The 22499-nt window shown below is 72.8% G+C and carries 22 protein-coding genes and 1 pseudogene; 9 read left to right on the plus strand and 14 right to left on the minus strand.

Annotated features, from left to right (window positions below):
• Positions 1–59 precede the first annotated feature (59 nt).
• The 3 genes and pseudogenes from QOZ89_RS07870 to QOZ89_RS07880 form a co-directional block, all read right to left on the minus strand.
• Positions 60–734 (minus strand): hypothetical protein, encoded by a 675-nt coding sequence (locus tag QOZ89_RS07870; RefSeq protein WP_241842016.1) that lies wholly within the window; start codon positions 732–734, stop codon positions 60–62.
• A gap of 42 nt (positions 735–776) precedes the next feature.
• Positions 777–1208 (minus strand): annotated as a pseudogene (locus QOZ89_RS07875) (Rieske 2Fe-2S domain-containing protein); the annotation flags it as partial.
• Positions 1209–1299: 91 nt separating this feature from the next.
• Complete coding sequence (locus QOZ89_RS07880; protein WP_071051158.1) at positions 1300–2493, minus strand: ROK family transcriptional regulator; 1194 nt, start codon at positions 2491–2493, stop codon at positions 1300–1302.
• Positions 2494–2808: 315 nt separating this feature from the next.
• Here QOZ89_RS07880 and QOZ89_RS07885 point away from each other — a divergent pair, with 315 nt between their 5' ends.
• Genes QOZ89_RS07885 through QOZ89_RS07915 form a run of 7 tightly spaced genes read left to right on the plus strand, consistent with a single transcriptional unit; the run spans position 2809 to position 9313 of the window.
• The gene (locus QOZ89_RS07885) at positions 2809–3813 is read left to right on the plus strand and encodes an acyl-CoA desaturase (protein WP_071051159.1); all 1005 of its coding nucleotides are present in this window, start codon (positions 2809–2811) and stop codon (positions 3811–3813) included.
• Positions 3814–3825: 12 nt separating this feature from the next.
• Entirely contained in the window at positions 3826–4089 is a 264-nt protein-coding gene (locus QOZ89_RS07890) for an acyl carrier protein (protein ID WP_071051160.1), read from the plus strand.
• Positions 4086–5009, plus strand: a complete 924-nt coding sequence (locus tag QOZ89_RS07895; RefSeq protein ID WP_071051161.1) for an SAM-dependent methyltransferase — start codon at positions 4086–4088, stop codon at positions 5007–5009. Before QOZ89_RS07890 ends, QOZ89_RS07895 begins: the two co-directional genes overlap by 4 nt.
• Positions 5010–5013: 4 nt before the next feature.
• On the plus strand, positions 5014–6291 hold the full coding sequence (locus QOZ89_RS07900) for a cytochrome P450 (RefSeq protein WP_071051162.1): 1278 nt from the start codon (positions 5014–5016) through the stop codon (positions 6289–6291).
• Positions 6288–7049, plus strand: a complete 762-nt coding sequence (locus QOZ89_RS07905; RefSeq protein WP_241842008.1) for a thioesterase II family protein — start codon at positions 6288–6290, stop codon at positions 7047–7049. Before QOZ89_RS07900 ends, QOZ89_RS07905 begins: the two co-directional genes overlap by 4 nt.
• Positions 7050–7088: 39 nt before the next feature.
• Positions 7089–8810 (plus strand): fatty acyl-AMP ligase, encoded by a 1722-nt coding sequence (locus tag QOZ89_RS07910; RefSeq protein WP_312623410.1) that lies wholly within the window; start codon positions 7089–7091, stop codon positions 8808–8810.
• A gap of 56 nt (positions 8811–8866) precedes the next feature.
• Positions 8867–9313, plus strand: coding sequence for a PaaI family thioesterase (locus QOZ89_RS07915; protein WP_071051164.1), 447 nt, complete (start codon positions 8867–8869; stop codon positions 9311–9313).
• 298 nt (positions 9314–9611) lie between these two features.
• Here the strand turns inward: QOZ89_RS07915 and QOZ89_RS07920 are convergent, their stop codons facing one another.
• Together QOZ89_RS07920 and QOZ89_RS07925 are read right to left on the minus strand one after the other, a co-directional pair.
• On the minus strand, positions 9612–9968 hold the full coding sequence (locus QOZ89_RS07920) for a VOC family protein (RefSeq protein WP_071051165.1): 357 nt from the start codon (positions 9966–9968) through the stop codon (positions 9612–9614).
• Between the two features lie 751 nt (positions 9969–10719).
• Complete coding sequence (locus tag QOZ89_RS07925; RefSeq protein WP_071051166.1) at positions 10720–11544, minus strand: alpha/beta fold hydrolase; 825 nt, start codon at positions 11542–11544, stop codon at positions 10720–10722.
• Between the two features lie 245 nt (positions 11545–11789).
• Between QOZ89_RS07925 and QOZ89_RS07930 the strand changes: the two genes are divergently transcribed.
• Positions 11790–12626, plus strand: a complete 837-nt coding sequence (locus QOZ89_RS07930) for a dienelactone hydrolase family protein (RefSeq protein WP_071051167.1) — start codon at positions 11790–11792, stop codon at positions 12624–12626.
• Between the two features lie 227 nt (positions 12627–12853).
• Here QOZ89_RS07930 and QOZ89_RS07935 read toward each other — a convergent pair whose 3' ends face one another.
• Positions 12854–13180, minus strand: a complete 327-nt coding sequence (locus tag QOZ89_RS07935; RefSeq protein ID WP_071051168.1) for a rhodanese-like domain-containing protein — start codon at positions 13178–13180, stop codon at positions 12854–12856.
• A 35-nt stretch (positions 13181–13215) separates the two neighbouring features.
• On the opposite strand from QOZ89_RS07935, the gene QOZ89_RS07940 reads away from it, so the two are divergent.
• Positions 13216–13893 carry a TetR/AcrR family transcriptional regulator gene (locus tag QOZ89_RS07940; RefSeq protein ID WP_312623411.1) on the plus strand — a complete coding sequence of 226 codons (678 nt, stop codon included), beginning with the start codon at positions 13216–13218 and terminating at the stop codon, positions 13891–13893.
• 129 nt (positions 13894–14022) lie between these two features.
• On the opposite strand, the gene QOZ89_RS07945 is transcribed toward QOZ89_RS07940, so the two are convergent.
• The 8 genes from QOZ89_RS07945 to QOZ89_RS07980 form a co-directional block, all read right to left on the minus strand.
• A complete protein-coding gene (locus QOZ89_RS07945) occupies positions 14023–14484 on the minus strand; it encodes an allophanate hydrolase-related protein (RefSeq protein WP_198543402.1) in 462 nt (153 codons plus the stop codon).
• Positions 14481–15293 (minus strand): GntR family transcriptional regulator, encoded by an 813-nt coding sequence (locus tag QOZ89_RS07950; RefSeq protein ID WP_312623412.1) that lies wholly within the window; start codon positions 15291–15293, stop codon positions 14481–14483. Before QOZ89_RS07950 ends, QOZ89_RS07945 begins: the two co-directional genes overlap by 4 nt.
• Positions 15290–16294 carry a hypothetical protein gene (locus tag QOZ89_RS07955; RefSeq protein ID WP_071051170.1) on the minus strand — a complete coding sequence of 335 codons (1005 nt, stop codon included), beginning with the start codon at positions 16292–16294 and terminating at the stop codon, positions 15290–15292. The genes QOZ89_RS07950 and QOZ89_RS07955 overlap by 4 nt, the downstream gene beginning before the upstream one ends.
• Positions 16291–17742 (minus strand): allantoinase AllB, encoded by a 1452-nt coding sequence (allB, locus tag QOZ89_RS07960; RefSeq protein ID WP_312623413.1) that lies wholly within the window; start codon positions 17740–17742, stop codon positions 16291–16293. The genes QOZ89_RS07955 and allB overlap by 4 nt, the downstream gene beginning before the upstream one ends.
• A gap of 115 nt (positions 17743–17857) precedes the next feature.
• Positions 17858–19306, minus strand: coding sequence for an aldehyde dehydrogenase family protein (locus QOZ89_RS07965; RefSeq protein WP_071051172.1), 1449 nt, complete (start codon positions 19304–19306; stop codon positions 17858–17860).
• 175 nt (positions 19307–19481) lie between these two features.
• Positions 19482–20861 carry a M20 family metallopeptidase gene (locus QOZ89_RS07970; protein WP_071051173.1) on the minus strand — a complete coding sequence of 460 codons (1380 nt, stop codon included), beginning with the start codon at positions 20859–20861 and terminating at the stop codon, positions 19482–19484.
• Complete coding sequence (locus QOZ89_RS07975) at positions 20858–21721, minus strand: ABC transporter permease (protein WP_312623414.1); 864 nt, start codon at positions 21719–21721, stop codon at positions 20858–20860. The genes QOZ89_RS07970 and QOZ89_RS07975 overlap by 4 nt, the downstream gene beginning before the upstream one ends.
• Complete coding sequence (locus tag QOZ89_RS07980; RefSeq protein WP_157910571.1) at positions 21718–22476, minus strand: ABC transporter permease; 759 nt, start codon at positions 22474–22476, stop codon at positions 21718–21720. Before QOZ89_RS07980 ends, QOZ89_RS07975 begins: the two co-directional genes overlap by 4 nt.
• Positions 22477–22499: the final 23 nt, after the last annotated feature.

Genomic DNA, 22499 nt, shown 5'->3' on the forward strand with positions numbered 1-22499 from the left:
CCGAAAATCGCACCAGCTGATCGGCGGCGTCCCGCGTACCGGCCGCCGGCGATTTTCGTCTAGCAGGAGGGCAGCCAGCGGCCGGTGACCAGGTCGGTCCACAGGCGCCGGATCGCGAGGCTGTTGCGGTCGGCCCGGGCGTGGGCGTTCAGGTGCGGCGCGAGTGGGAACGGCGTCGGCAGCAGGTCGAGCAGGTCACGGTCCTCGGTCTCGACGGCGACGTCGAAGGCCAGGATGTCGGCGGCGGGGCGCTCCTGCTCGGTGTCGGTGCGCAGGACGATCTGCACCAGTCGGCACCGTTCGTCGTCGACCGGCGTGATCGCTTTGGTCATCAGATGCCGCAGGCCGTCCGGATAGGTGATGTGGATACGAGCGAAGAACGGCGCGTACAGGTCGGCGACGGTGGTACGTGTCGTCGCGCCGATCTCACCGGGCCGGGATTCGACGTTGACCTGGCCACGCGAGCGCAGGCCGTGTGGCTCGCGGGTCACCACCGTGTCGGTCAGCTCGGCGCGGTCCGGGTTTCCGAACGTGTTCCGGTGCACGAACGCGACGTGGGCCGGGTCGAAGTTGTTCTCCAACAGGTGCATGGCGGTGCACGCGAAGTCGAACTCGTATTCCGGCACCACGCGCCAGGCGGGGTCGTCGTACTCCGGCAACGGCGGGATGTCGACGATCGGATCGTCGGCCAGGCAGACCCACACCATTCCGTGCCGCTCCCGCGTCGCGACCATGGTCAGGCCACTCTTCGTCGGATGCGGCGCGTTCGGGAACTGTGGAATGCGCCGTGTGTGTCCGGCGCCGTCCCATTCCCAACCGTGGTACGGACAGACCAGATGGCAGTTGGCGATCCAGCCCCGTGAGAGCGGTGCGTCCCGGTGCGCGCACCGGTCCAGCGCGCCGCTGGCCGGGGCGCCCGGAGAAGGGCGCCAGAGCACAAGGGGGGTGCCTAGAACGGTAATCGCCACCGGTTCGTCGCCCAGACTCCCGGCCAGACACACGGCGTACCAGAACCTGCGAAGAATTGGATGTTCGGAGATCACCAGATGATCGGGCCCGTCGTGCCGCGTGGCTCGATCCTGGTGCTGGTTGCCGGAAGTCCGTGGGGCCGCCCTCATATCAGGACCGTCCTCCGAGGGCCGCGTGGAGGCGGTAACCAACCGCCGGCCACCCACGAGACCTCTTCCCCGAGCTAACCCCCCGAACATGGCCACCCGGTTTCGGTGCCATTGCGGCCGAGCACCACCCCAGGGCTTTCGGCCACCTCCCCGGGCCTGGCGCGGCGGGGGAGGGCGCGGGTCAGCCGGGGGAGTAGACCGTGTCGCTCGCCAGGCGGGCGGCGCCGACGATGCCGGCCGCGTCGCCCAGCTCGGTGAGGACCACGGGGAGGTTGCCGGTGGCCAGCGGCAGCGACCGGCGGTACACCACGCCGCGGATCTCGGCGAGCAGCAGGTGCCCGAGCCCGGAGACGCCGCCGCCGATGACGACCAGGCCCGGGTTGAAGAACGAGACGAGGCCGGCGAGCACGGTGCCGACCCGCCGGCCGCCGTCGCGGATCAGCGCGAGGGCGGCCTGGTCGCCGTGTCGGGCCGCGGTGCCGACGTCGGCCGCGGTCAGCGGGGCGCCGCCTTCGGCCAGCGCGGCGAGCTCCGGGGAGCGGCCGGAGCGGGCGGCCGCCGCCGCGTCCCTGGCCAGCGCGGCTCCGCCGAAGAACGCCTCCAGGCAGCCGGAGTTCCCGCAGGCGCACGCGGGCCCGGACTCCTCGGCCTGGATGTGCCCGATGTCGCCGGCGCAGCCGTCGACCCCCCGGTAGAGCCGGCCGTCGACCACGATGCCGCAGCCGATGCCTGTGCCGATCTTGACGAAGAGGAAGTCCCTCGCCGACCGGGCGACACCGGCGTGCAGCTCGCCGAGCGCCATCGCGTTGACGTCGTTGTCGACCAGCACGTGGCAGCCGAGCTCGCGGGCCAGCACGTCGCGCACCGGGTAGCCATCCCAGCCCGGCATGATCGGCGGGGCGACCGGGGCGCCGGTGTGGAAGTTCACCGGCCCGGGCAGCCCGATGCCGAGCCCGGCCGGCCGGGCCAGGTGCTGCTCGGCGAGCAGCTTCCTGGTCAGCTCCAGGACGCGGCCGAGCACGTGCTCCGCGCCGCGGCGCACGTCGAGGTCCTCCTCGCGCTGCACGAGCACCTGCAGCCGGCCGTCGGTGATCCCGACCGTCAGCGAGGTGGCGCCGACGTCGACGCCGACGAAACGCAGCCGCCCCGCCAGGTCGACCAGGGTGGCGCGCCGGCCGCCCCGGGACACGCCCGGTCCGATGTCGTCCACCAGCCCGAGCTCGGCGAGCCGGCTCACCTCGGTGGCCACCGTCGTGCGGGACGTGCCGATGCGTTCCGCCAGCTCGACGCGGGACAGCGGACCGCCGTCGCGGAGGTGGCGCAGGATGCGCGCCTGCGTGCCGTTCTCCGCGCCGGCGGCAAGGGTCGAGGCCATGGCGGCTCCTGTCGCGCGGGCCGGTGGCGCCCGGCCGCCGGCCGGCCCGAAGGCCGAGCGGTGAGCGGTCGGGAGGCGCGGCCGGTGGGCCGGCCCGATCATACGGGGCCGGGGCGGCGGGGTGGGTGCGCGCTGACGCCGCGCACCGACGGCGGCGCGGCCCTGCCCTGAGCCACCCACCGGACCCACGGTTGTTTCCTGATCCCGCGATTGGTGTCGACAATGGATGGCCGAGGTGATGCCGGCCGCCTGTTACGGTCCTGGGCGTAACGCTGACGACCTGAAGGTCTAGCGCTCAGGAGGGGCGGTCGGAAAATGGCTGACGCCCAGCCTACGATGCACATTCCCGAGCCCGACAACGGGGCCGACGGACCGGAGCCGCGCAGAAAGACCATCAGCAGTCCCTATCTGCACCGCCTCCAGCGCCGCCACTTCCTGCTGTTCGACGTCGCGCCGATTCTCGGCACCGCGGCGGCCCTCGCCCTGCTGGCGGTGCGCCCCATCGGGGTCACGGAGGTCGCGCTGCTGTTCTCGCTGTGGCTCGTCACCGGGCTCGGGGTGACCGTGGGCTATCACCGGCTCTTCACCCACCGCACCTTCAAGGCGGTGCCCGCCGTCGCGAGCACGCTCGCGGTGCTCGGTTCGATGGCGGGCCAGGGCCCCGTGGTGTCCTGGGTCGCCCTGCACCGGCGTCACCACGAGCGCAGCGACCGCGAGGGGGACCCACACTCGCCCAACCTCGCCGGCGGGGGCGCGCGGGGCCGGCTGCGCGGCCTCGCCCACTCCCACTTCCTGTGGATGCGTCGGCACGAGTACCCGAACGTCGCGCACTACGCGCCAGACCTGATCAGGAACCGCCCGCTGCTGCGCGTCGCCCGGCTCTACTACTACTGGGTCGCGCTCGGGCTCGCGGTCCCCGCGCTTGTCGGCGGGATCGTCTACCAGAGCTGGACCGGAGCGCTGAGCTGCTTGCTCTGGGGCGGGCTGGTGCGGATGTTCGTGCTGGAACACATCATCTGGTCGATCAACTCCGTGCTGCACATGGTCGGTACCCGTCCCTACCAGTCCCGGGACAGGAGCAGAAACGGCGCTTTCTTCGCCCTGCTGACTCTCGGGGAGTCCTGGCACAACAACCATCACGCGTTCCCGGAGTCGCCCTCCTTCGGGCTGAGCTGGTACCGCCTGGACCCGGGCTACTGGCTGATAAGGCTGCTCGCGGCCTGCGGCCTCGCCTCGGATCTCGGCGTTCCGTCCAAGGAACGAATCAGGTCGAGGCGCGTGTCCAGGAAAGACGATCCCGTCACCGCCGCCGCGGCATAAGGAGCAGCCAAGATGACGCCATCCCAGGCGGAGATCGTCCAGTGGTGCCGGGCGTATCTCGCCGACCTGCTCGAGGTGTCGGTCGAGTCGATCGACCCGGACGCGGACTTCGACCGGCTGGGAGTCGACTCCGCGCTCGCCGTGTCCCTGCTGATCGAGGTCGAGGAGCGCTACGGCGTGGACCTCCCGCCGGAGGCGTTGTTCGAGAACCCGAACCTGAGCGCGGTCGCCGCGTACCTGTACGCCCACAGCCCGCGGCAGGTGGCCCAGCCGTGACGGCCGTGTCGGCCGACACCGGCCGGACCAGTCAGGCCGCGGCGGCGATCCGTCACCACTACGACGTCGGCAACGCGTTCTACAGCCTCTGGCTGGACCGGTCCCTGACCTACTCGTGCGCGATGCCCGCCGGTGACGACGACACTCTCGAAGCCGCCCAGGAACGGAAGATCCGTTTTCACCTGGACGCGATCGGTGCCGGTCAGGCCACGAGCGTCCTGGACATCGGCTGCGGATGGGGCGCGGTCCTGGCGCGGCTGGCCGAGACGCACCGCGTCGCCCGGGCCGTCGGGCTCACCCTCAGCGACGAACAGGCGGCCTACGTCCGCGACCGCGGATACCCCGGCGTGGAGGTCCGGACGGACAACTGGCTGGACTACGAGCCGGCGGCCCCGTTCGACGGGATCATCTCGATCGGCGCCTTCGAGCACTTCGCCACCCCGGCGGACCCACCGGCCGAGAAGGTGCGCCTGTACCGGGAGTTCTTCCGCCGCTGCCACGGCTGGCTCAACCAGGGCGGCGTGCTGTCGCTTCAGACGATCGCCTACGCGAACATGTCCCGCGACGACGCGAGCGCGTTCATGCAGCGGGAGATCTTTCCGAACGCGGACCTGCCGACCCTGGCGGAGATCACGGCCGCCGCGGAGGGCGTGTTCGAGGTGCGGTCGGTGAGCAACGGCCGCCTCGACTACGCGTGGACCTGCGAGCGGTGGGCACGCCGGCTGCGCTCCCGCCGCGACGAGGCCGCCGGGCTCGTCGGACCGGAGACGGTGGCGCGGTACGAGCGCTACCTGAAGCTCTCGGCGCTCGGATTCCGCATGGGGAAGATCTGCCTGTTGAGGATCGTGCTGCGCCCATATGACCAGCGGTATTTCGCGGGCTCGGGGGACCGCCGGTACTTCGCGGGCCCGGGGGAGTAGGCGGATGGTCCCGCGGACGCGGCCGGTGGGCGTCGAGCGCGCGGCCGAGCAGCCTCGGCCGCCGGTCCGGTTCAACCCCTTCAGCGCCGAGTTCCAGCGCGATCCCTATCCGGTCTACCGCGAGCTGCGCGAGATCCGGCCCGTGCACAGGACGCTGGGCATGTGGGTCCTGACCCGGCACGCGGATGTGCGGGGCGTGCTGCGTGACCGCACGTTCAGCGCCGGGCTCATCCCGCGGCTGGTCAGCCAGCAGGCGGACCGGTTCGCGCATGTCGACGCGGACCGGATCGTGCGGCTGGGGAACAAGTCGCTGGTCTTCACCGACAACCCGGACCATGCGCGGCTACGTGGCCTGGTGAACCGTGTTTTCACCGCGCCGGCGGCCGCCAGGCTTCGGCCCCGTGTCTCCCAGATCGCCGAGCGCCTGGTGCAGCGGGCCCTGGACGACGGCGGCATGGACGCCATGGCCGACTTCGCCGCGGTCCTGCCGCTCACGGTCATGTGCGACTGGATGGACCTGCCGGGCAGCCTGCGCGCGCAGGTCGGCCCCTGGACCCACGACATCCGTTTCCTGCTCGAGCCGGGGCTGATGAGAGCCGACGACTTCGTGCGCGTCGCGCAGGTCGTCGACCTGTTCGCGCACGCTCTCGACGAGGTCGTCGCCCACCGGCGATCCGCGCCGGGCGACGACCTGATCAGCCACCTGCTCGCCGCCCGCACCGGCGGCGGCGGCGACCGACTCAGCGACGAAGAGCTCGTCTTTGTCTGCATCATGTGCTTCGTGGCCGGCAACGAGACCACAAAATCCCTCATCGGCAACGGCCTGCTCGCACTGCTGCGCCATCCTGACCAGGGCGATCTCCTACGCGACCGGCCCGCGCTGGGCAAGAGCGCCGTCACCGAGGCCCTGCGCTATGACAGCCCGCTCCAGCTCACCAAGCGGGTCGCCACCCGTGACGTCGAGATCGGGGAGGAGCGGGTGCGGACGGGCGACCAGGTTCTCCTGTGCCTGGGCGCGGCGAACCGCGATCCCGCGGTGTTCGGCGAGCCGGACGACTTCGACATCGGCCGGGACGCGCGGGGGCATCTCGCGTTCGGCCACGGGATGCACGGATGCCTGGGAGGAGTTCTCGCCGAGCTGCAGGCCGAGATCGCCTTCGACCACCTGTTCCGGCGCGTCGGGCGCCTGGAGCTGCTCGGCGGTCAGCTCCAGTGGCAGGACCACAGCTTCATCGTCCGCGGCCTGAAAAACCTGCCGGTCACGGTTCGGGGCCGCGGGTGACGGCCGGCCGGCTCCTGACCGACCCCTGGCTGCGAACGGGCACAGGGCCGCGACGGGAGCCGTCGGACGCGGCCGTGCGGCTGCTGTGCCTCCCACACGCGGGCGCCGGCGCCGCGTCGTTCAACCGCTGGCTCGGCCTGTTCGGGCCGTCGATCGCGGTGGTGCGCGTCCAGCTGCCCGGTCGTGAGGACGTCGCGGCGCTGCCCGCGTTCCGCCGGGTCCGCGACGCCGTCGACGCCCTCCTGCCGCGGGTCAGGCGGCACGGCGACCTGCCGGTGGCGCTCTACGGCCACAGCATGGGCGCCCTGGTCGCCTTCGAGCTGGCCAGGGCCCTCGACGCCGAGGGGGTGCCACCGCTGCATCTGTTCGTCTCCGGGCGCCGGGCACCGCAGCGGCCGGCGCGTACGGCGCCGGTTCATCACCTGCCTGACGAGGCGTTCGCCGCCGCGCTGGCCACGATGGGTGGGACGGCACCGCCCCTGGGCCGAAGCCCGGCGCTCCTGCGGTACTCGCTCGGGCTGATCCGCGCCGATCTGGAGCTGTCCGAGGAGTACGCGTACCAGCCGGGTGCCCGGCTGGGCTGCCCAATCACGGCCTTCCACGGAACTGAGGACCCGATTGTCACCGCGGCCGAGGTGGCCGCCTGGGGGGACCTGACCGCGGCGGACTTCGGGATGCACGCGTTCTCCGGCGACCATTTCTTTCATCAGCGTCATCGATCGGCGATCGCGACGCACATCACCCGGGCGTTGGGGTGAGCTTCCGGCGCCCCACCCGGACAGCGGACAGGGCAGGGCATGACACAGCAAGGAACACCGCTTCCCGATGTTCTGCGCCGCCGCGCGACCGACGAGCCGGCCGCCAGGGCATACGTCTTCGCCAACGAGTACCTGGAGGAGACCGCGGTGCTGACCTACCGCGACCTCCACACGCGGGCGCTGGCCGTGGCCGAGCAGCTGCGCCGGCACTGCGAACCGGGTGACCGGGCGCTGCTCCTGTTCCCGCCGGGCCTCGACTTCATCGTCGCGTATTTCGGCTGCCTCTTCGCGCAGGTCATCGCGGTTCCCGCCAGCCCGCCGCGCAGGAATCACGTTCAGGACGCGACATACCGCATCGTCCGGGACTGCGCGCCGGCCGTGGTGCTCACCGTCGGCGCGATGCTCGAGGCCACCAGGGCCGCGCTGGAGCCCTTGCATCCGGAGCTGCGCTGGCTCCCGGTCGACCAGCTGCCCGACGCCCCGGACGGCGGATTCGAGCCTCAGCCGTGCCCGCCGGACGCCATCGCCTTCCTCCAGTACACGTCGGGATCGACCTCCGATCCCAAGGGCGTCATGGTCTCGCACCGGAACCTGTCCGCGAACGAGGAGATGATCCGGCGCGCGTTCGGCCACGACGCGTACTCGACCGTCGTCGGCTGGGCGCCGCTGTTCCACGACCAGGGCCTGATCGGGAACGTCCTGCAGCCCCTCCACCTCGGGGCCACCAGCATCCTCATGTCACCGGGGGCGTTCATCCGCTGGCCGCTGCTCTGGCTTTCGGCCATCTCCCGCTACCGCGCGCATACCAGCGGCGGGCCGAACTTCGCCTTTGACGCCTGTGTCGCCCGCGCCGCCCGCGGGGGACTGCCCGAGCTCGACCTGAGCTGCTGGAAGGTCGCGTTCAACGGCGCCGAGCCCATCCGGCCCGAGACGCTGCGCGGCTTTGCCGACGCGTTCGCGCCCTTCGGATTCAGCGAGAACGCGCTGTACCCCTGCTACGGCCTGGCCGAGGCGACACTGCTGGTGACCGGCAGCGAGAAGGGCCGCGGTCCGCGCATGCTCGAGATGGACACCGAAGCGCTCGGCCGCGGACGGTACGCCGCCGCCCGCGGTGGCGGCGGTCGGACTCTCGCCGGATCGGGCATCGCCCTGTCCGACGAGCACGTCCGGATCGTGGACCCGGAGACGCTGCGCCCCTGTCCCGACGACCACATCGGCGAGGTCTGGGTCGCCGGCGAGCACGTCGCGCGGGGTTACTGGGGACGCCCGGAGGCCACTGCCGGCACCTTCCAGGCCGAGTGCGCCGGTGAACCTGGCCGCGCCTATCTGCGCACGGGCGATCTCGGCCTGGTGGTCGACGGCGAACTGTACGTCGTGGGCCGGCTGAAGGACGTCGTCATCATCCGGGGCAGGAACTACTACCCCCAGGACATCGAGCACACGGCGCAGTCCTCGCATCCCGCGCTGCGGGCCGGTGGGTGCGCCGCCTTCTCGGTTCCCGGCGCCGGCGGCGAGAAGCTTGTGGTCGTCCAGGAGATCAGGGCCGAGCAGCGGCGGAAGGCCGACGCGAACGAGGTCGCCGCGTCGATCCGCGCGGCGGTGCTGCGAGAGCACGAGCTTTCGGTGGGCGACCTGGTGCTCACGCTGCCCGGCCGCCTCCCGAAGACCAGCAGTGGCAAGATCATGCGGGCCGCCGCTCGGAAACGTTACCTCGAGGCCGGTTTCGAGCTCTGGACGGCGCAGACGTCCTCGGTCGCCTGACGGCCCGACCTGTGGAATGGCGGCACGCGGAAAAACGGCACGTGGAAGGACGGTACGTGGACGTTTTCACGGCGCAGAATCCCGACTTCGCCGAGGCCGTGCGGGCCGCGGTGCTCAGCATGCCCGCCGCCAGGCATCTGGGATTCGTGTTCGGGCGGATCGCGCCGGGCGAGGTCGAGATCGTTCAGCCGTACCGAGAGGAGCTGACCCAGCACGACGGTTTCATTCAGGGAGGCGTGCTCGGCGCCCTGGCGGACTTCGCCGGGGGCTCGGCCGCCGGAACGCTGCTGCCGCCGGGATGGACGAACATGACCATCGACTACACGGTCAAGATCGTGGCGCCGGCCAGGGGCGACAGTGTGGTGGCGCGTGGGCGGGTCGTCAAACCCGGAATGACCCTGTCCGTGGCCGCCGCGGATGTCTTCGCGCTCGGCGACACGGGGGAGACGCTGTGCGCGACCGCTCTCGTGACCATGCGCAATCTCCGCATACCCAGGACCTGACGGCCGCGAACTCCCCGACCCCTCAGTGATCAGGGCCGGCCTGGCCCGGCCACGGAGGGCGAGGGAACTCCGCCGGTGGCCGGTGGCGCTGGAGGCCGGTGGTGATCTGGTGGGATCGTCGGAGTCAGAGCGAGCAACTGAAATTACTCAAGTCACGACGCAAAAGCATATGTGACGCTGGTCACCTGACGGTCCGCCGGTCGGGACATCCCCATAAAACGATCTTCGTGGTTGCGAGCCAGACCCGTGTTTCGCACGTCGGGTTGTGGCGGGTGTAGCCGCCTCGGCGATCATGCTGTCAGTCGGCCAGGTTGTAGGCGACGGGATGCAGTGGCTGATAGATCGGCAACTCGCCGCCGCTGGGGAGGGGAATCGTGGCGAGCCGGCCCCAGCGAAGTTCGGTGACGTCGCGGGAAACGTCGACGCCGGTGGCCGCGACCGCGTCGAGTGCCTCGTCGACGTCGGGGCACAGCAGGTAGAACTCGTGCCGTGGCGCGTCGTCGGTCGGGTGTACGGCGATTTCGGCGGGTGGCAGCTTGAAGACGAGCCACCCTGCGCCGGCATCGACGTGGGGGAATCCGAGGACGTCGCGGATGAACTCCCGGTCGGCGGCGGCGTCATGGCTGTAGAGGATCACGTGCGCACCGTCGAACACGTCGTCTCCTTCTTCGGGCGGCTTGCCGCCCTGCGGTGTGCCATGCGGCGTCTTCGTGGGAGAAACGAGGACGCCGCCGCGCTCGGCGAGTTGAGAGGCGGTGCCGGCAGGGCTCCTGTTTGTGAGATTACGCGGGGCCCGCATAGGGCGGTGCGACGCCCGTGGTGTGTCCTGCTCCACGTGCGGCGCCGGACCGTACAACTTCCTGATCCGGGTCCTCGCGGACGGCCCGGTCCGGCGCTGGGTGGACCGCGTCACCGGCCTCTTGCTGAGCGCCTTTGGCGTCCGCCTCGCCGTCGAGCCCTGGCGGAGCCGCCTGTTCCGGAGCTCACCGTCGGCATCTGCCCAGGCGGCTGGCCAAGCCGATCGCGCCGACGACGGCAAACGCTGCCCCGGCAGCAGCCCCCGCCAGGTCCCACCACATCGGCTCGCCATCCAGCTGGCTTGCCAGAGCCACGTGTCCGGGCTGGTCAGGATCGTAGACGACCCGGATGGTGTCCACCCGTGTGCACGGCGGAGGTCACCGAGAAGCCGATCCTGCGCTGTTCGACGACCTGACCTGCGGCGTACCCATTCGCCGATCACGGCTGGAGGCTCATCGGTCGAGCGTCAATGATCGTCGGTGGGGTATGAGAACTGGCGTCCGGCCGACCGTCGACGGCCATTCCCGGAAGATCCATGGGAAACATCCTGGCGCGGCCGCTGCGGCCGCCGGCGCAGGTTCGCCGCGCCGCTGACTTGCCGGCGTCGCTTATGCCTGGTCGGCCGCGTCGAGGAACTTCGCCAGCAAATCGGTGATCGCGGCGGGTTGTTCCAGGGTGCTCGTGTGCCCGCAGTTCGGGATGATCTGTAGCTTGGCGCCGGGAATACCGGCGGCCAGGCGTTCGGCGTCCGCCGGCGGCGTGGCCAGGTCGTCGGCGCCGACGACGACGAGCGTGGGAACGGTGATTCCGCCGATCTCCTGGTACACCGGCACGCGGTCCGCCACCGCGAGGACCGCACGGCGAATCCCGGCGCGGTCGCCACGGCGTAGCCGGCGGACCCACTCGTCCATGACGGGTTCGCTACCCGGGTCGGCGAGGAAGCCCGCACCGAACAGGAGCGGGGCGACCTTGCTCTTGACCGGCCTGATGCCGAGGAACCGGTAGGCCAGGGAAAGCAGCCGAAACTCCCCGACCCTGTCAGGATTTTCCGGGCCGGCACTCGTGTCCAACAGGGTCAACGAGCGCAGCAGCTCGCCGTGGCGGGCCGCGAGGCGTTGCCCGACGAATCCACCCATGGACAGTCCGACCCAGTGAACCGGGGCCACGTCGAGCTTCTGGATCAGGGCGACCGCGTCGTTGGTGAGGGTGTCCATGTCATAACCGCCGGGGGCCGCCGGACTGGCGCCCTGTCCCCGCCAGTCCACCGCCACGCAGCGGTATCTGTCGCGCAGAGCGGTGATCTGCGGGCGAAACATCCAGCCGCCGAACAGCAGCCCGTGGCCGAACACGATCGTCGGCGCGTCGGGCAGGTCGGTGGGAGCTCCGGTGTCGGAGTAGGAGATCGTCGCCCCGCTGACGTCGATGGTCGGCATGGCCCCTCGTCTTCGTGGCAGTTCTCAGACCGGCCCAGTATCGGTGGCACGGAAAAGGTGATCAACCAACGGCGCGTGGATGGCCGGCGAAGTCGCCTACCGCCGGCTTCGTTGCGTCCGGCCAGGGATGGTGCACGCGAGGGATGGCGTGCGCGAGGGCTGCTGGCGCTCACCGTCGGCGCGTCGCGAACTGTGCGGACGCGCCGATCTCGCCGGAGCGCGGACGTTCTGGTTGACTCCGGGGCGTGGCCGACGACAGTCTCGCCGACTTCGAGGCGAAGAGCTTCACCCACGACGGCAGGACTCGGACGGTGTACCGGGCTGGCACGGGCCCGGCCGTGATCGTGATCGCCGAGATGCCGGGAATCACTCCCAAGGTGGCCGCGCTCGCGCGCCGGATCGTCGGCATCGGCTGCACCGCGGTGATGCCGCACCTGTTCGGTGTTCCCGGCAAGGACCCACTCGCCGGCGGCAGGCTGGGCTGGATGCGATACGGCGCGTCGTCGATGCTGCCCGTCTGCGTCAGCCGCGAGTTCACCGTCCTGGCGACGAATCGGACGTCACCCGTGGTCTCGTGGCTGCGCGCCCTCGCCGCGGACGAGCACACGCGCTGCGGCGGGCCCGGTGTGGGGGCCATCGGCATGTGCTTCACCGGCGGGTTCGCGTTGGCGATGGCGACCCACCCCAGCCTGATCGCTCCGGTGCTGGCTTCGCCGTCCCTACCGTTTCCGCTCACCAAGGGCAGAAAAGGTGCCATCGACTGTTCCGGCGCCGACCTGGACGTGATCAAGGGGCGGTGCGCCGCGGAAAACCTGCAGGTGCTTGGCCTGCGTTTCCGGGGCGACACCATCGCACCCCCTCAGCGTTTCCAGTTCCTGCGGGAGCAGCTCGGTGACGCCTTCGTCGCCGTCGAACTCGACGACAGCAGCGCCAACCCCGAGGCGCTGATGAAGCCGCACTCCGTCGTCACCGAGCACCTGATCGACGAGCCGGGCCAGCCGACGCGGGCGGCGCTCGACCAGGTCCTCGACCTGTTCCGAACACGCCTCCTACTACCTCGGAATGGCGAACTACCGGAATAGCACGCGCCCGGACGGATCGCCGACGCGGCGAGCCGTTGCCGTCGATCAGCTCGGGCGCCCGTCGTAGGACGTGCGGCAGGCACGGCCGAGCCCACTCGGTCCGTCCAGCCGGCCGACGGCCCGCGGCCGCGGCTGACGGCCTGCCGCTGACGGGGCCGGTTCCATGGCTGGCGAGACACGGGTCACGCCCGCGCCCCGCCAGCCCATGGCTCCTGGTGGTTCGTGGGCTAGGCCGATTCGGTGGGCAGGCCGGCGTCCACCCAGTCCTGGATGCCCTCGCGGTACTTGCGGACGTTCGAGTAGCCGAGCGCGGTGAGCCGGTCGGCGACCTGTCCGCTGTTGGGGCAGGCCGGGTTGGAGCAGTAGGTGACGATGGCGGCGTCGCGGTCCGGCAGCGAGGCCGGCGCCTTGGCGTCGACCTCGGCCGGGACCAGGGCGAGCGCGCCGGGCAGGTGCTGCTGTGCGTAGTACCCGCCGCCCAGCGCGTCGACGACGGTCACGTTTCCGGCGTCGATCGCCGCCTTCAGCTCGTCACGGGTGATGAGTGCGGTCATGCCACTGCCTCCTGGAGACGGACTATAGTCCGGTTATGTCCCAGGATATTAACGGACCGCAGTCCGGTTGCGCAACCCCACTGGAGCTGTTCCACGCCCCGCCGCCCAGGGAGCGAGCCGACGCCGCACGCAACCGGGCCGCCGTGCTCGAGGCGGCCGCCCGGCTGTTCGCCGAGCGCGGGGTGGCGGCGGTCTCCATGGACCAGGTCGCGGCGGCCGCGGGCGTGGGCAAGGGCACCCTGTTCCGCCGCTTCGGCGACAAGGCGGGCCTGGCGGTCGCGCTGCTCGACCTGCGGGAGCGGGTGTTGCAGGAGGCGATCCTGCGCGGGCCGGCGCCACTCGGTCCCGGCGCGCCGCCCGCCGAACGGCTCACCGCGTTCGTCGACTCCTACCTCGACTACCTGCTGGAACACCTGGACCTGGTGCGGATGTCGGAGACGGCGACGCCCGGCGCCCGTTACCGGATCGGGGCCTACCGGTTTTGGCACCGGCACGTGGCGATCCTGCTGGACGGCGTACCCGACCCGGACCACGCCGCGCACACCCTGCTCGCCGCGCTGGCGGCCGAGCACGTGGCCGCCCTGCTGCCCGAGCTAGGCGAGCCGCGCATGAGAACGGGCCTGCGCCGTCTCGCCGACGACTACTCCCGGTGGCGCGACCCGTCTCCGAGCCCGGCCCACGACCAGACCCAAAGGCCGGGGATCACCCCTTAACTGGTGCTCGACCGATGGGGCTGAGAAACAACTGGCCTGGTGCATTTCGAAAGGCGCCCGCTCGGCGCCGTCGACATGGACTGCGCGCGCCTGTAGGCGGCGCCGCGCGGCGGAGGAAACGGACGGACCTCAGCTGGTGCGGCGGGCGGCGAGGTGGCCGAGCCAGCCGTCTGGATGGCGGATCTCGACGGCGTCGGCCTGTGCGCCCGCCCGGACGCGCATGCTCAGGGAACCGCCGCCGTCGGCCAGTTCGATGACCGCCAGCTCCAGCTCGGGGGGTTCGAGCGGGAGCAGGCGGTCACGCAGCACCGCGTAGCTGACGGCGTACAGCTCACCCGGTACCGACCAGCCGTCGGCGGTGACCGGCTCCAGGCCGGGAAACTCGTCACGGAACGACCAGAACCGGTAGCGCGGCGCCGTCCACGCCCGGCCCAGGAACTCCGCGTCCGCCAGCGGCGCATGGATCGAACCGCCGCTCATCGCCTGGCCGTTGACGAACATCCGGACCATGCCGGACCGGTTGCCGAAGTGGGGCAGGCCGACGCCGAGGTCGTCGACGCCCTGCCGTGCACCCATGTTCACGTCGGTCATGTTCCGTCATCCCCTACCGGGCCGGCAGCGTGGCCGGTACGGCGTGCGTGCCCGCGGACGGCGTGCGCGAGGGCCGCGGCGACGGCCTGCTCCTCGTCGCCGCTCGCGAGCGCCGCGATCAGCGCCCTGTGCTGCTCGACCGGCTCGTAGCCGCCCTGCTGGACGTAGTCGTCGGTCGGGTACAGGAACGCCTGGGACTCCAGGAAGGTCGACGTGCGCGTGCTGAACGCCGCCCGGTTCACAGCCATGTGCAGGTCCAGGTGCGCCATCGCGAACGCCGGGCTGCCGATCCCGCCGTCGCGCAACGCCGCGTCCAGCGGGCCGAGTTTGTCGAGGATCGTCTGCCAGTCGACCTCGGCCGCGCGCCGGCTCACCAGCCGGGCCACCACCTCGTCGAACGCGACCCGCAGCAGGTGCATCTCGGCGCGTTCCCGTGGCCCGACGGCGCAGACCTCCAGCTGGCCGCGCCGGATCCGGGTCACCAGCGCCTCGCTGGTGAGGCGCTGCAACGCCTCCCGGACCGGCGTCCGGCTCACCCCGAGCTCCTCGGCGATCCGGTCCTCCACGAGCCGGGTGCCGGGTGGCAGCTCGCCCGTCATCACGGCCTGCCGCAGGTAGCGGTACACGCGCTCGCGCACGGTCGCGGCGCCGGCGGCGCCCGTAGCGGCCATGGCGGAGGTGGGGGCCGGGGCCATCGCGGCGTCGGTGGGGGCCGCGCCAACGACCGGCGAGGCGTCGGACCCGGTGCCGGACCTGGAGCCGTGCGCGAGCCCGCCCGGCTCGGACGGGCGCAGTACCTCGGGTGTCATGGGTTCTCCTGGGTCAGGACCGCGCGGACCGCCGCCGCGCGGGAGGCGTGCGTCGCGCGTTGCATCAGCGTCCCCGAGCTCACGGTGGCGCCCGCGGCCAGCGCGCGCCCCTGCAGCTCGGACAGGCGGTTGTTCAGGTCGAAGAACGCGCCTCCTGGCCCGAGCAGCAGTTCGGTCGGGAAGGGGAACGGATGGGCCTCGGACTCGGGCGTCTCCCCCCACGTGGTGGAGTTGATGAGGATCGTCGGGGGCCGGCCGGCGAGTGCGTCCGCGAGGTCGACGGGGGCGACCGCGTCGGCGCCGGCCAGCCCGGCGAGCTCCGCCGCGCCCGCCGTCGACCGCGCGCTGACCAGCAGGCGCGCCACCGGCCACACGCGGCGTACCGCGAGCGCGACCGACCGGGCCGACGCGCCGGCGCCGAGCAGCACAATGCTGGCCGGGACACGTCCGGCGGCGAGCAGCTCGAGCACGGCCTGCGCCGCCCACGAGTTGGTGTTCACCCCGATCGGGCCGGCCCCGGACGGCTGCGTCCCGGCCGGGGCGCCGGGCGCCCAGGCGGCCGGTGGCCGAAGCACGGTGTCGACGACCCCGGTGGTGGCGGCCGACGGGGAGAGCCGGCCCAGCCGGGCGGCGACGTCGCGCTTCCACGGGCTGAGAACGACGCCCAGCGTCCAGCCGGGGTCCGCGACGAGCGCGTCCGGGTCGGCGAAGGGACGGGCCGTTCCGAGGGTGAGGCCGGCGGCGGTGACCGCGCGCGCGAGCATCGGGCTGCCTACGGCGTGCGGCGCGGTGGTGCCGATCGCGCCGATCCCGACCGTCGGACCAGGAACGCCGGCCGCGCCGACGTGGGCACCGTCCGTTCGGACGCCGAGCGGCCCGAGCTCGGCGGCGAGGAAGGCGGCGACCGTCATGCCGACGACGTCGTCTCCGGGAACCGGACCGCCGTTCGGCCAGATCGGCCCGGGGGCGAGGCTCGTCCAGGCGGCGACGGTGGCGGTCATGCCAGGCCCCCGGCGCGTGCCGCGGCGACGGGGATCGGCGTCGCGGTGACGGGGGCGGCCGTTCCGGTGGCCGTCGCCGGCACCGGGGCGAGCTGCCGCCCGCGCGCCGCGCCGAGGGCCTGGCCGTCCTTGGCGACGAGCTCGCCGCGCAGGTAGGTGGCCCGTACGGCACCGACCGTCGGCCAGCCCGCGTACGGCGTCACCGGGTGCTTGGAGTGCAGCCGCCCGGGGTCGATCTCGCCGGGCGCGGCCGGGTCGACGAGCACCAGGTCGGCGTCGGCGCCGCCGCCGAGGTGGCCCTTGCGGTCGTCGAGCCGCCAGGTTCTGGCCGGGGTGTGGCAGCACAGCCGGACCAGGTCGGGGAGGGTGAGCCGGCCTCGGTGTACCTCGGTGAGCAGCAACGGCAGCATCGTCTCCACGCCGATGAAGCCGCCGTGCGCCCGCCACACGTCCACCTCAGTCTGCTCGTCGGCGGTGTGCGGCGCGTGGTCGGTCGCGATGATGTCGACGTCGCCGGCCGCGATACCCCGCCACAGCGCGGCGACGTCGTCCGCCGGCCGGATCGGCGGGTTCAGCTTCACCAGGTTCCCGTACCGGTCGTACGCGGTGTCGTCGAGCAGCAGGTGGGCGACGAGCACCTCGACCGTGACCCGATGACCGAGCGAGCGCAGCAGGCGGACCCGGTCGAGCCCGGCGGCGGTGGACAGGTGATGGATGTGCAGCTGGGTGCCCGCCGCGCCGGCCAGTGTGATGATCCTGGTGACGGCCTCGACCTCGACGACGGCCGGCCGGCCCTCCAGGTGGGCGTGGGGGTCGGTGCGCCCGGCCGCGCGCAGCTCGGCGGACAGCCGGCGCAGCAGCGCGTCGTTCTCCGCGTGCACGCCGACGACGAGACCGGCGGCCGCCGCGGCGCGCAGCCCGGTGAAGATCGCGCCGTCGTCCGGGCACGGGTTGTCGCCGGTCGTCTGCCCCATGAACAGCTTGAGGCCCATCGCGCCCGCGGCGGCCATGCCGGCGATCTCGTCCGCGTTCGCCTTGCCGAGCATGCCGTACAGGCCGAAGTCGACGTGCGCCTTCGGCGCGACGAGCGCGAGCTTCTCGGTGAAGCCGGCGGCGGTCTCCACCGGTGGCAGCGTGTTCGGCATGTCGACGACGGTCGTCACCCCGCCGGCCGCCGCCGCCCTGGTGCCGCTGGCGAAGTCCTCCTTGCGGGTCATCCCCGGCTCGCGCAGGTGGACGTGCACGTCGACGAGGCCGGGCAGCACCACCAGGCCGGTCGCGTCGAGCTCCCGCAGCCCGCCGCCGAGCTCGGTGCCGACCGCGGCGACCCGGCCGTCGCGGATGCCGAGGTCGGTGCGTACCGCCCGGTCGTGCGAGACGACCGTGCCGCCGTGTACGACCAGGTCGAACGGCGGCCCCGCCGCGGCAGGGCCGGCGTGGCTGTTCATGAGCGTGCTCCTCGGTTGCGTGTCCAGGGTGGCGGGACGGCGTCGATGGTGACAGGCGACGCCGTGCAGGGTGACGGCGCGACGCCGTCCAGGGTGACGGCGTGACGGCGGCCGGTCAGGCGGGCAGCTGCATCGACTTCACCTCGGTCAGCTCGGCGAGCCCCTCCCGGCCGTGCTCGCGTCCGTTCCCGGACTCCTTCACCCCGCCGTACGGCGCCGACAGGTTGAACCCGCCGCCGTTGACGACGACCTGGCCGGCCCGCAGCCGCCGGGCGACGGCGACCGACCGGTCCAGGTCGCCGCTCCAGACCGAGGCGGTCAGCCCGTAGCGGGTCCCGTTCGCCACCGCGACCATCTCGTCGACGTCGTCGCAGGCGTGCACGGTCAGCACGGGCCCGAAGATCTCCTCCTGGGCGAGCGGGTGGTCGGGCGGGACGTCGCTGAACACCGTCGGGCGGATGTAGTAGCCGCCGGCGGCGCCGTCGGGGAGCCCCTCCGGGGCGCCCGGGCCACCCGCGAGCAGGCGGAGGCCAGAGTCGACTCCGGAGCGGAGGTAGCCGGCGACCCGGTCGCGCTGGACGGCGCTCACCACCGGGCCGAGCCGCGTCCCGGCGGCCCGCGGCGGCCCGGCCACGGTGTCCGCGACCAGGCCCACCAGCTGTTCCTCCACCTCGGGGAGCAGCGACCGCGGCACGATCAGCCGGCTCTGCGCCCCGCACACCTGGCCGTTGTTGAAGAAGCAGCTGCCGAGGACGGCCGGCAGCGCGGTGTCCAGCGGTGCGCCCGGCAGCAGCAGCGCCGGGTTCTTGCCGCCGAGCTCCAGCACGCTGCGGGTGATCGTGGCGGCGGTCGCGGCGAGGATCTGCCGGCCGACCGCCCGCGAGCCGGTGAAGCTGATCATATCGACGTCCGGGTGGGAGACCAGCGCGGCACCGACGGTCGGGCCGGTGCCGCCGACGACGCCCACGACGCCGGGCGGCAGGTCCAGCTCGGCGAGCAGCCGGGTCGCCGCCCAGGCGGCCAGCGGCTTCACCTCCGACGGCTTGACCACCACGGTGTTGCCGAGCACGATCGCCGACGAGATCTTGCTGACCAGCATGTGCAGCGGGAAGTTCCAGGCGGTGATGGCGGCGACCAGGCCCGCGGGCTCCCGCACGACGAGCGAGATGCCCTCGCGGCGCGGCGTGAGCACCGCCTCGGCCAGCTCCTCCAGGTGCTCCAGGCAGGCGACCGCCCGGCCGACGTGGATGTTGCGGGCGAACGCCGGGAGCAGGCCCATCTCGTCGATGACCAGCTCGGTGAGCGAGTCCGCGGCGGCGGCGAGCTTGCCGCGCCACGCGTCCAGGTAGGCCATCCGCTCCCGCAACGGGGTGGCCGCCCAGCCGGGCTGCGCGGCCTGGGCGGCGGCCAGCGCCCGCGCGACGAGCGCGTCGTCGCCCTGCCCGGCATACCCGATCACGGCTCCGTTCGACGGGTCGTGCACTGGCAGGGCATCGCCGCCGGTGCCCTCGAGCAGCTCGCCGGCGACGAGATGGCCGGTGACGGGATGGTCGCTGGGGGCCACGGTTCCTCCTGTGATGGGCGTGGGCGGCGGACTAGAGGGCCAAAGGGTGTGCGAAAATGATCTTCCTTCGCACACCCGGCGGCCGTTGTCCCCAGGATCACTGACGGGGCAGGGCGGTGGACGGTTCGTGGTCGGGCTGGTCAGCAGCTGGGCCAGCGGCAGGCCGTTCGGGCGGTCACCTCGGCGGGTCCAGCAGCGGGACGCCCAGGTCGAGCACCTCGGCGGCGCGGGCCGCGCCGCGCCGCGCCGCCCGCCGCGCCGGGGACCCGGCGGCGAGGTAGTGATCGGCGTGCCGGGTCCCGGCGGACAGGAAGCTCAGTGCGAGTGCCCTGGCCCCGTCGGCGAGCAGCAGCCGGGCGCTCGGGGACGCCGACGCGGCGGCGAACGCGGCCTCGTGGTTGCCGCAGCCGCCGGTCTCCAGGCGAAGCATCGGCTGGATCATCGGGATCGCCCAGGACAGGTTCCCGACGTCGGTGCTGGCGGCCCGCCCGGACGGAGGTGTGTACGTCTCGCCGGCGCCATCCTCGCCGTCCTCCTCGCCGCCGTCGACGTTGACGAAGCTCAGGTCGACGCCGCCGAACCGGGGACACGCCTGGGCGAACAGGCGCGACAGCAGCCGGTCATAGCGGATCTCGGAGAACCGCGGCAGGGTGCGGCGCAGGGTCGGCGCGCAGCCGGCGGCCAGCCCGCCGGCGCGCAGGCAGTCGCCGACCCGGGCGGTGACGCCGTCGAGCGTGCCGGCGTCGGCCGCGCGCACCTTCACCGTCATCGCGGTCCGGTCCGGGATGATGTTGACCGCGTCGCCGGCGTCGGTGACCAGGGTGTGGACGCGGACGCTGTCGGGCAGCTGCTGGCGCAGCAGGCCGATCGCGACGCTCGCGACGGTGATCGCGTCGTAGGCGTTGCGGCCGCGCTCCGGGAACGACGACGCGTGCGCGGCCTTGCCGGCGTAGCCGACCGCGAGGGTGTCGTTGGCGAGCGTCGCCGGGCACAGCTCGTCCCGGTTGGCTGGGTGGATCTGCCCGGCGAGGTGGACGTCGTCGAACACGCCGGCCTCGATGAGGTAGATCTTGCCACCGGCGTTCTCCTCGGCCGGGCAGCCGATCACCAGCACCCGCAGCCCGGCCGCGTCGGCGACGCTCGCGAGCGCCGCGCCGGCGGCGACGGCCATCGTGCCGATCAGGTTGTGCCCGCAGGCGTGCCCGATGCCGGGCAGCGCGTCGTACTCCGCGGTGAACGCGACGGTGAGCGGGCCGCTGCCATACTCGGCGCGAAACGCCGTCGGCATGCTGGCGAGCCCGCGGGTGACGGTGAAGCCGTGCTCGGTGAGCGCGCCGCACAGCGCGTCGGCGGCGTGGTACTCGACCAGCCCCAGCTCGGGATGGGCGTGGATGGCCAGCGAAAGCTCCCACCAGCGCCCAAGCCCGGCGGCGAGATGGTCCTCGACCCGGGCGACGAGGGCCGGGTCGGCGTCGACGACGCCGGCCAGCGACGACCCACCCGGCTCGCCGAACGCCAGCTCGGCCGGGGCGACGGCGAGCGCCAGGCCGGTCACCGGGCACCCCCGGCCGCCCCCGACGCGGTCGGGGCGACGGCGAAGCCGAACCGGTCGGCGAGCGCGACCAGGCCCGACGGCAGCGCGTAGGCGGCGAGCCCGAGCAGCGCGGCGACGGCCGACGTCGCCCACAGCAGCTCGCTGTCCCGGTTCGCCAGGGACGTCGTCATCAGCTCTCCGACCCCTTTCAGCCCAGACAGCCATTCGGCGAGCAGCGCGGCGAGCACCGCCATCGGCGCGGCGACCCGCAGCCCGACCAGCAGGCTGCCGACGGCGTTCGGAAGCAGCCCGGTGCGCAGCCGGCGCGCGAACGGCGTCGCGTACAGGTCCTGCAGCTCGCGCACCTCCGCCGGCAGCGACTCCATCCCGTCCAGCGCGGCGATCAGCAGGGTGAACACGGTGACCACGACGACGCAGGCGATCGACGTGCCGAGGCCCCGGCCCGTGATCATGGTGAGCAGCGGCGCCACGCCGACGATCGGCAGGGTCCGGAACAGCAACGCGTACGCGGTCAGCGGGGTACGGACCAGCGGCAGCCGGATCGCGGCGACGGCGAGCAGCAGGGCCGCCGCGGCGGACGCCGCGAGCCCCAGCACCGCGCCCTGAAGGGTCACCCAGCAGCGATCGACCAGCAGCGGCGCGTTCGACCACGCCGCCCGCGCCGCCTCGGCCGGCGACGCGACCTGGTAGGTGGGCACGTCGCCGGCCCAGACGTAGAGCTGCCAGCCAGCGACCAGGACGGCCAGCGCCCCGGCGACGCTGGCCGCGTGCGCTCCCCGGCGGGCGGCCACGCCCCGGCGGCCGGCGGAGCCTTGCCGGGCGGTGGTGCCTCGGCGGCGGTCGGTCGACGGGGCGTTCACCGGATCCTCCTGCGCAGCGGTGTCATCAGGGCGGCGGCCAGCGCGAACAGGACGAGCGCGGCGAGCGCGGCGAGCAGCAGCGCCGCCCACAGCACCTCGGGCTGGTAGCTGAACAGCGCGTTGACCATCACCTGGCCGAGGCCACGGGTGCCGGTCGCGCCCGACCACTCGGCGACGATCGCGCCGACGAAGCAGGCCGGCAGCATCGCGCGCAGCCCCAGGTCGATGACCGGCACACTGTTCCAGAAGCCGACGTGCCACCACCAGCGCAGCCGGCCGGTCGAGTACAGCGCGCCGAGCTCGTCGCGGCCGCGGGCGGTGGCCAGCGCGGAGCCGGCCAGCATCGCGGCCACCGGCACCAGCCCCGACAGCACGGTCACCGTGGTCACGAGCGTCTGGCCGCGGGTCATCACCAGCGCGAGCGCCGGGGTGACGGTGATCAGCGGCAGTGACCCGATGACGACGGAGGCACCGCCGAGCGCCGGGGTGAGCGCGGGTACCGCGGCGACCACGACGACGCCGACGGCGGTCACCGCGAGCAGGATCCCGACCCCGGTGAACGTCGCGGTCAGCGTCGGCTCGGCGTTCCACCAGATCATCGACCACTGGTCGTGCAGCGCCCGCACGGTCGCGGCCGGGCCGATCAGGCCGGCGCCAAGCCAGCCGGTCGCGGCGAGCGCGGCCCACAGCGCGGGCAGCGCGACGACCGCCACGGCGGCGACGAGCACGCGGACCGGGAGCGGCGGGCGCGCCACACCGGCCGCCCCGGCCCCGCGCC

The sequence above is a fragment of the Pseudofrankia coriaricola genome (genome assembly GCF_032027725.1).
Lineage (GTDB): Bacteria > Actinomycetota > Actinomycetes > Frankiales > Frankiaceae > Pseudofrankia.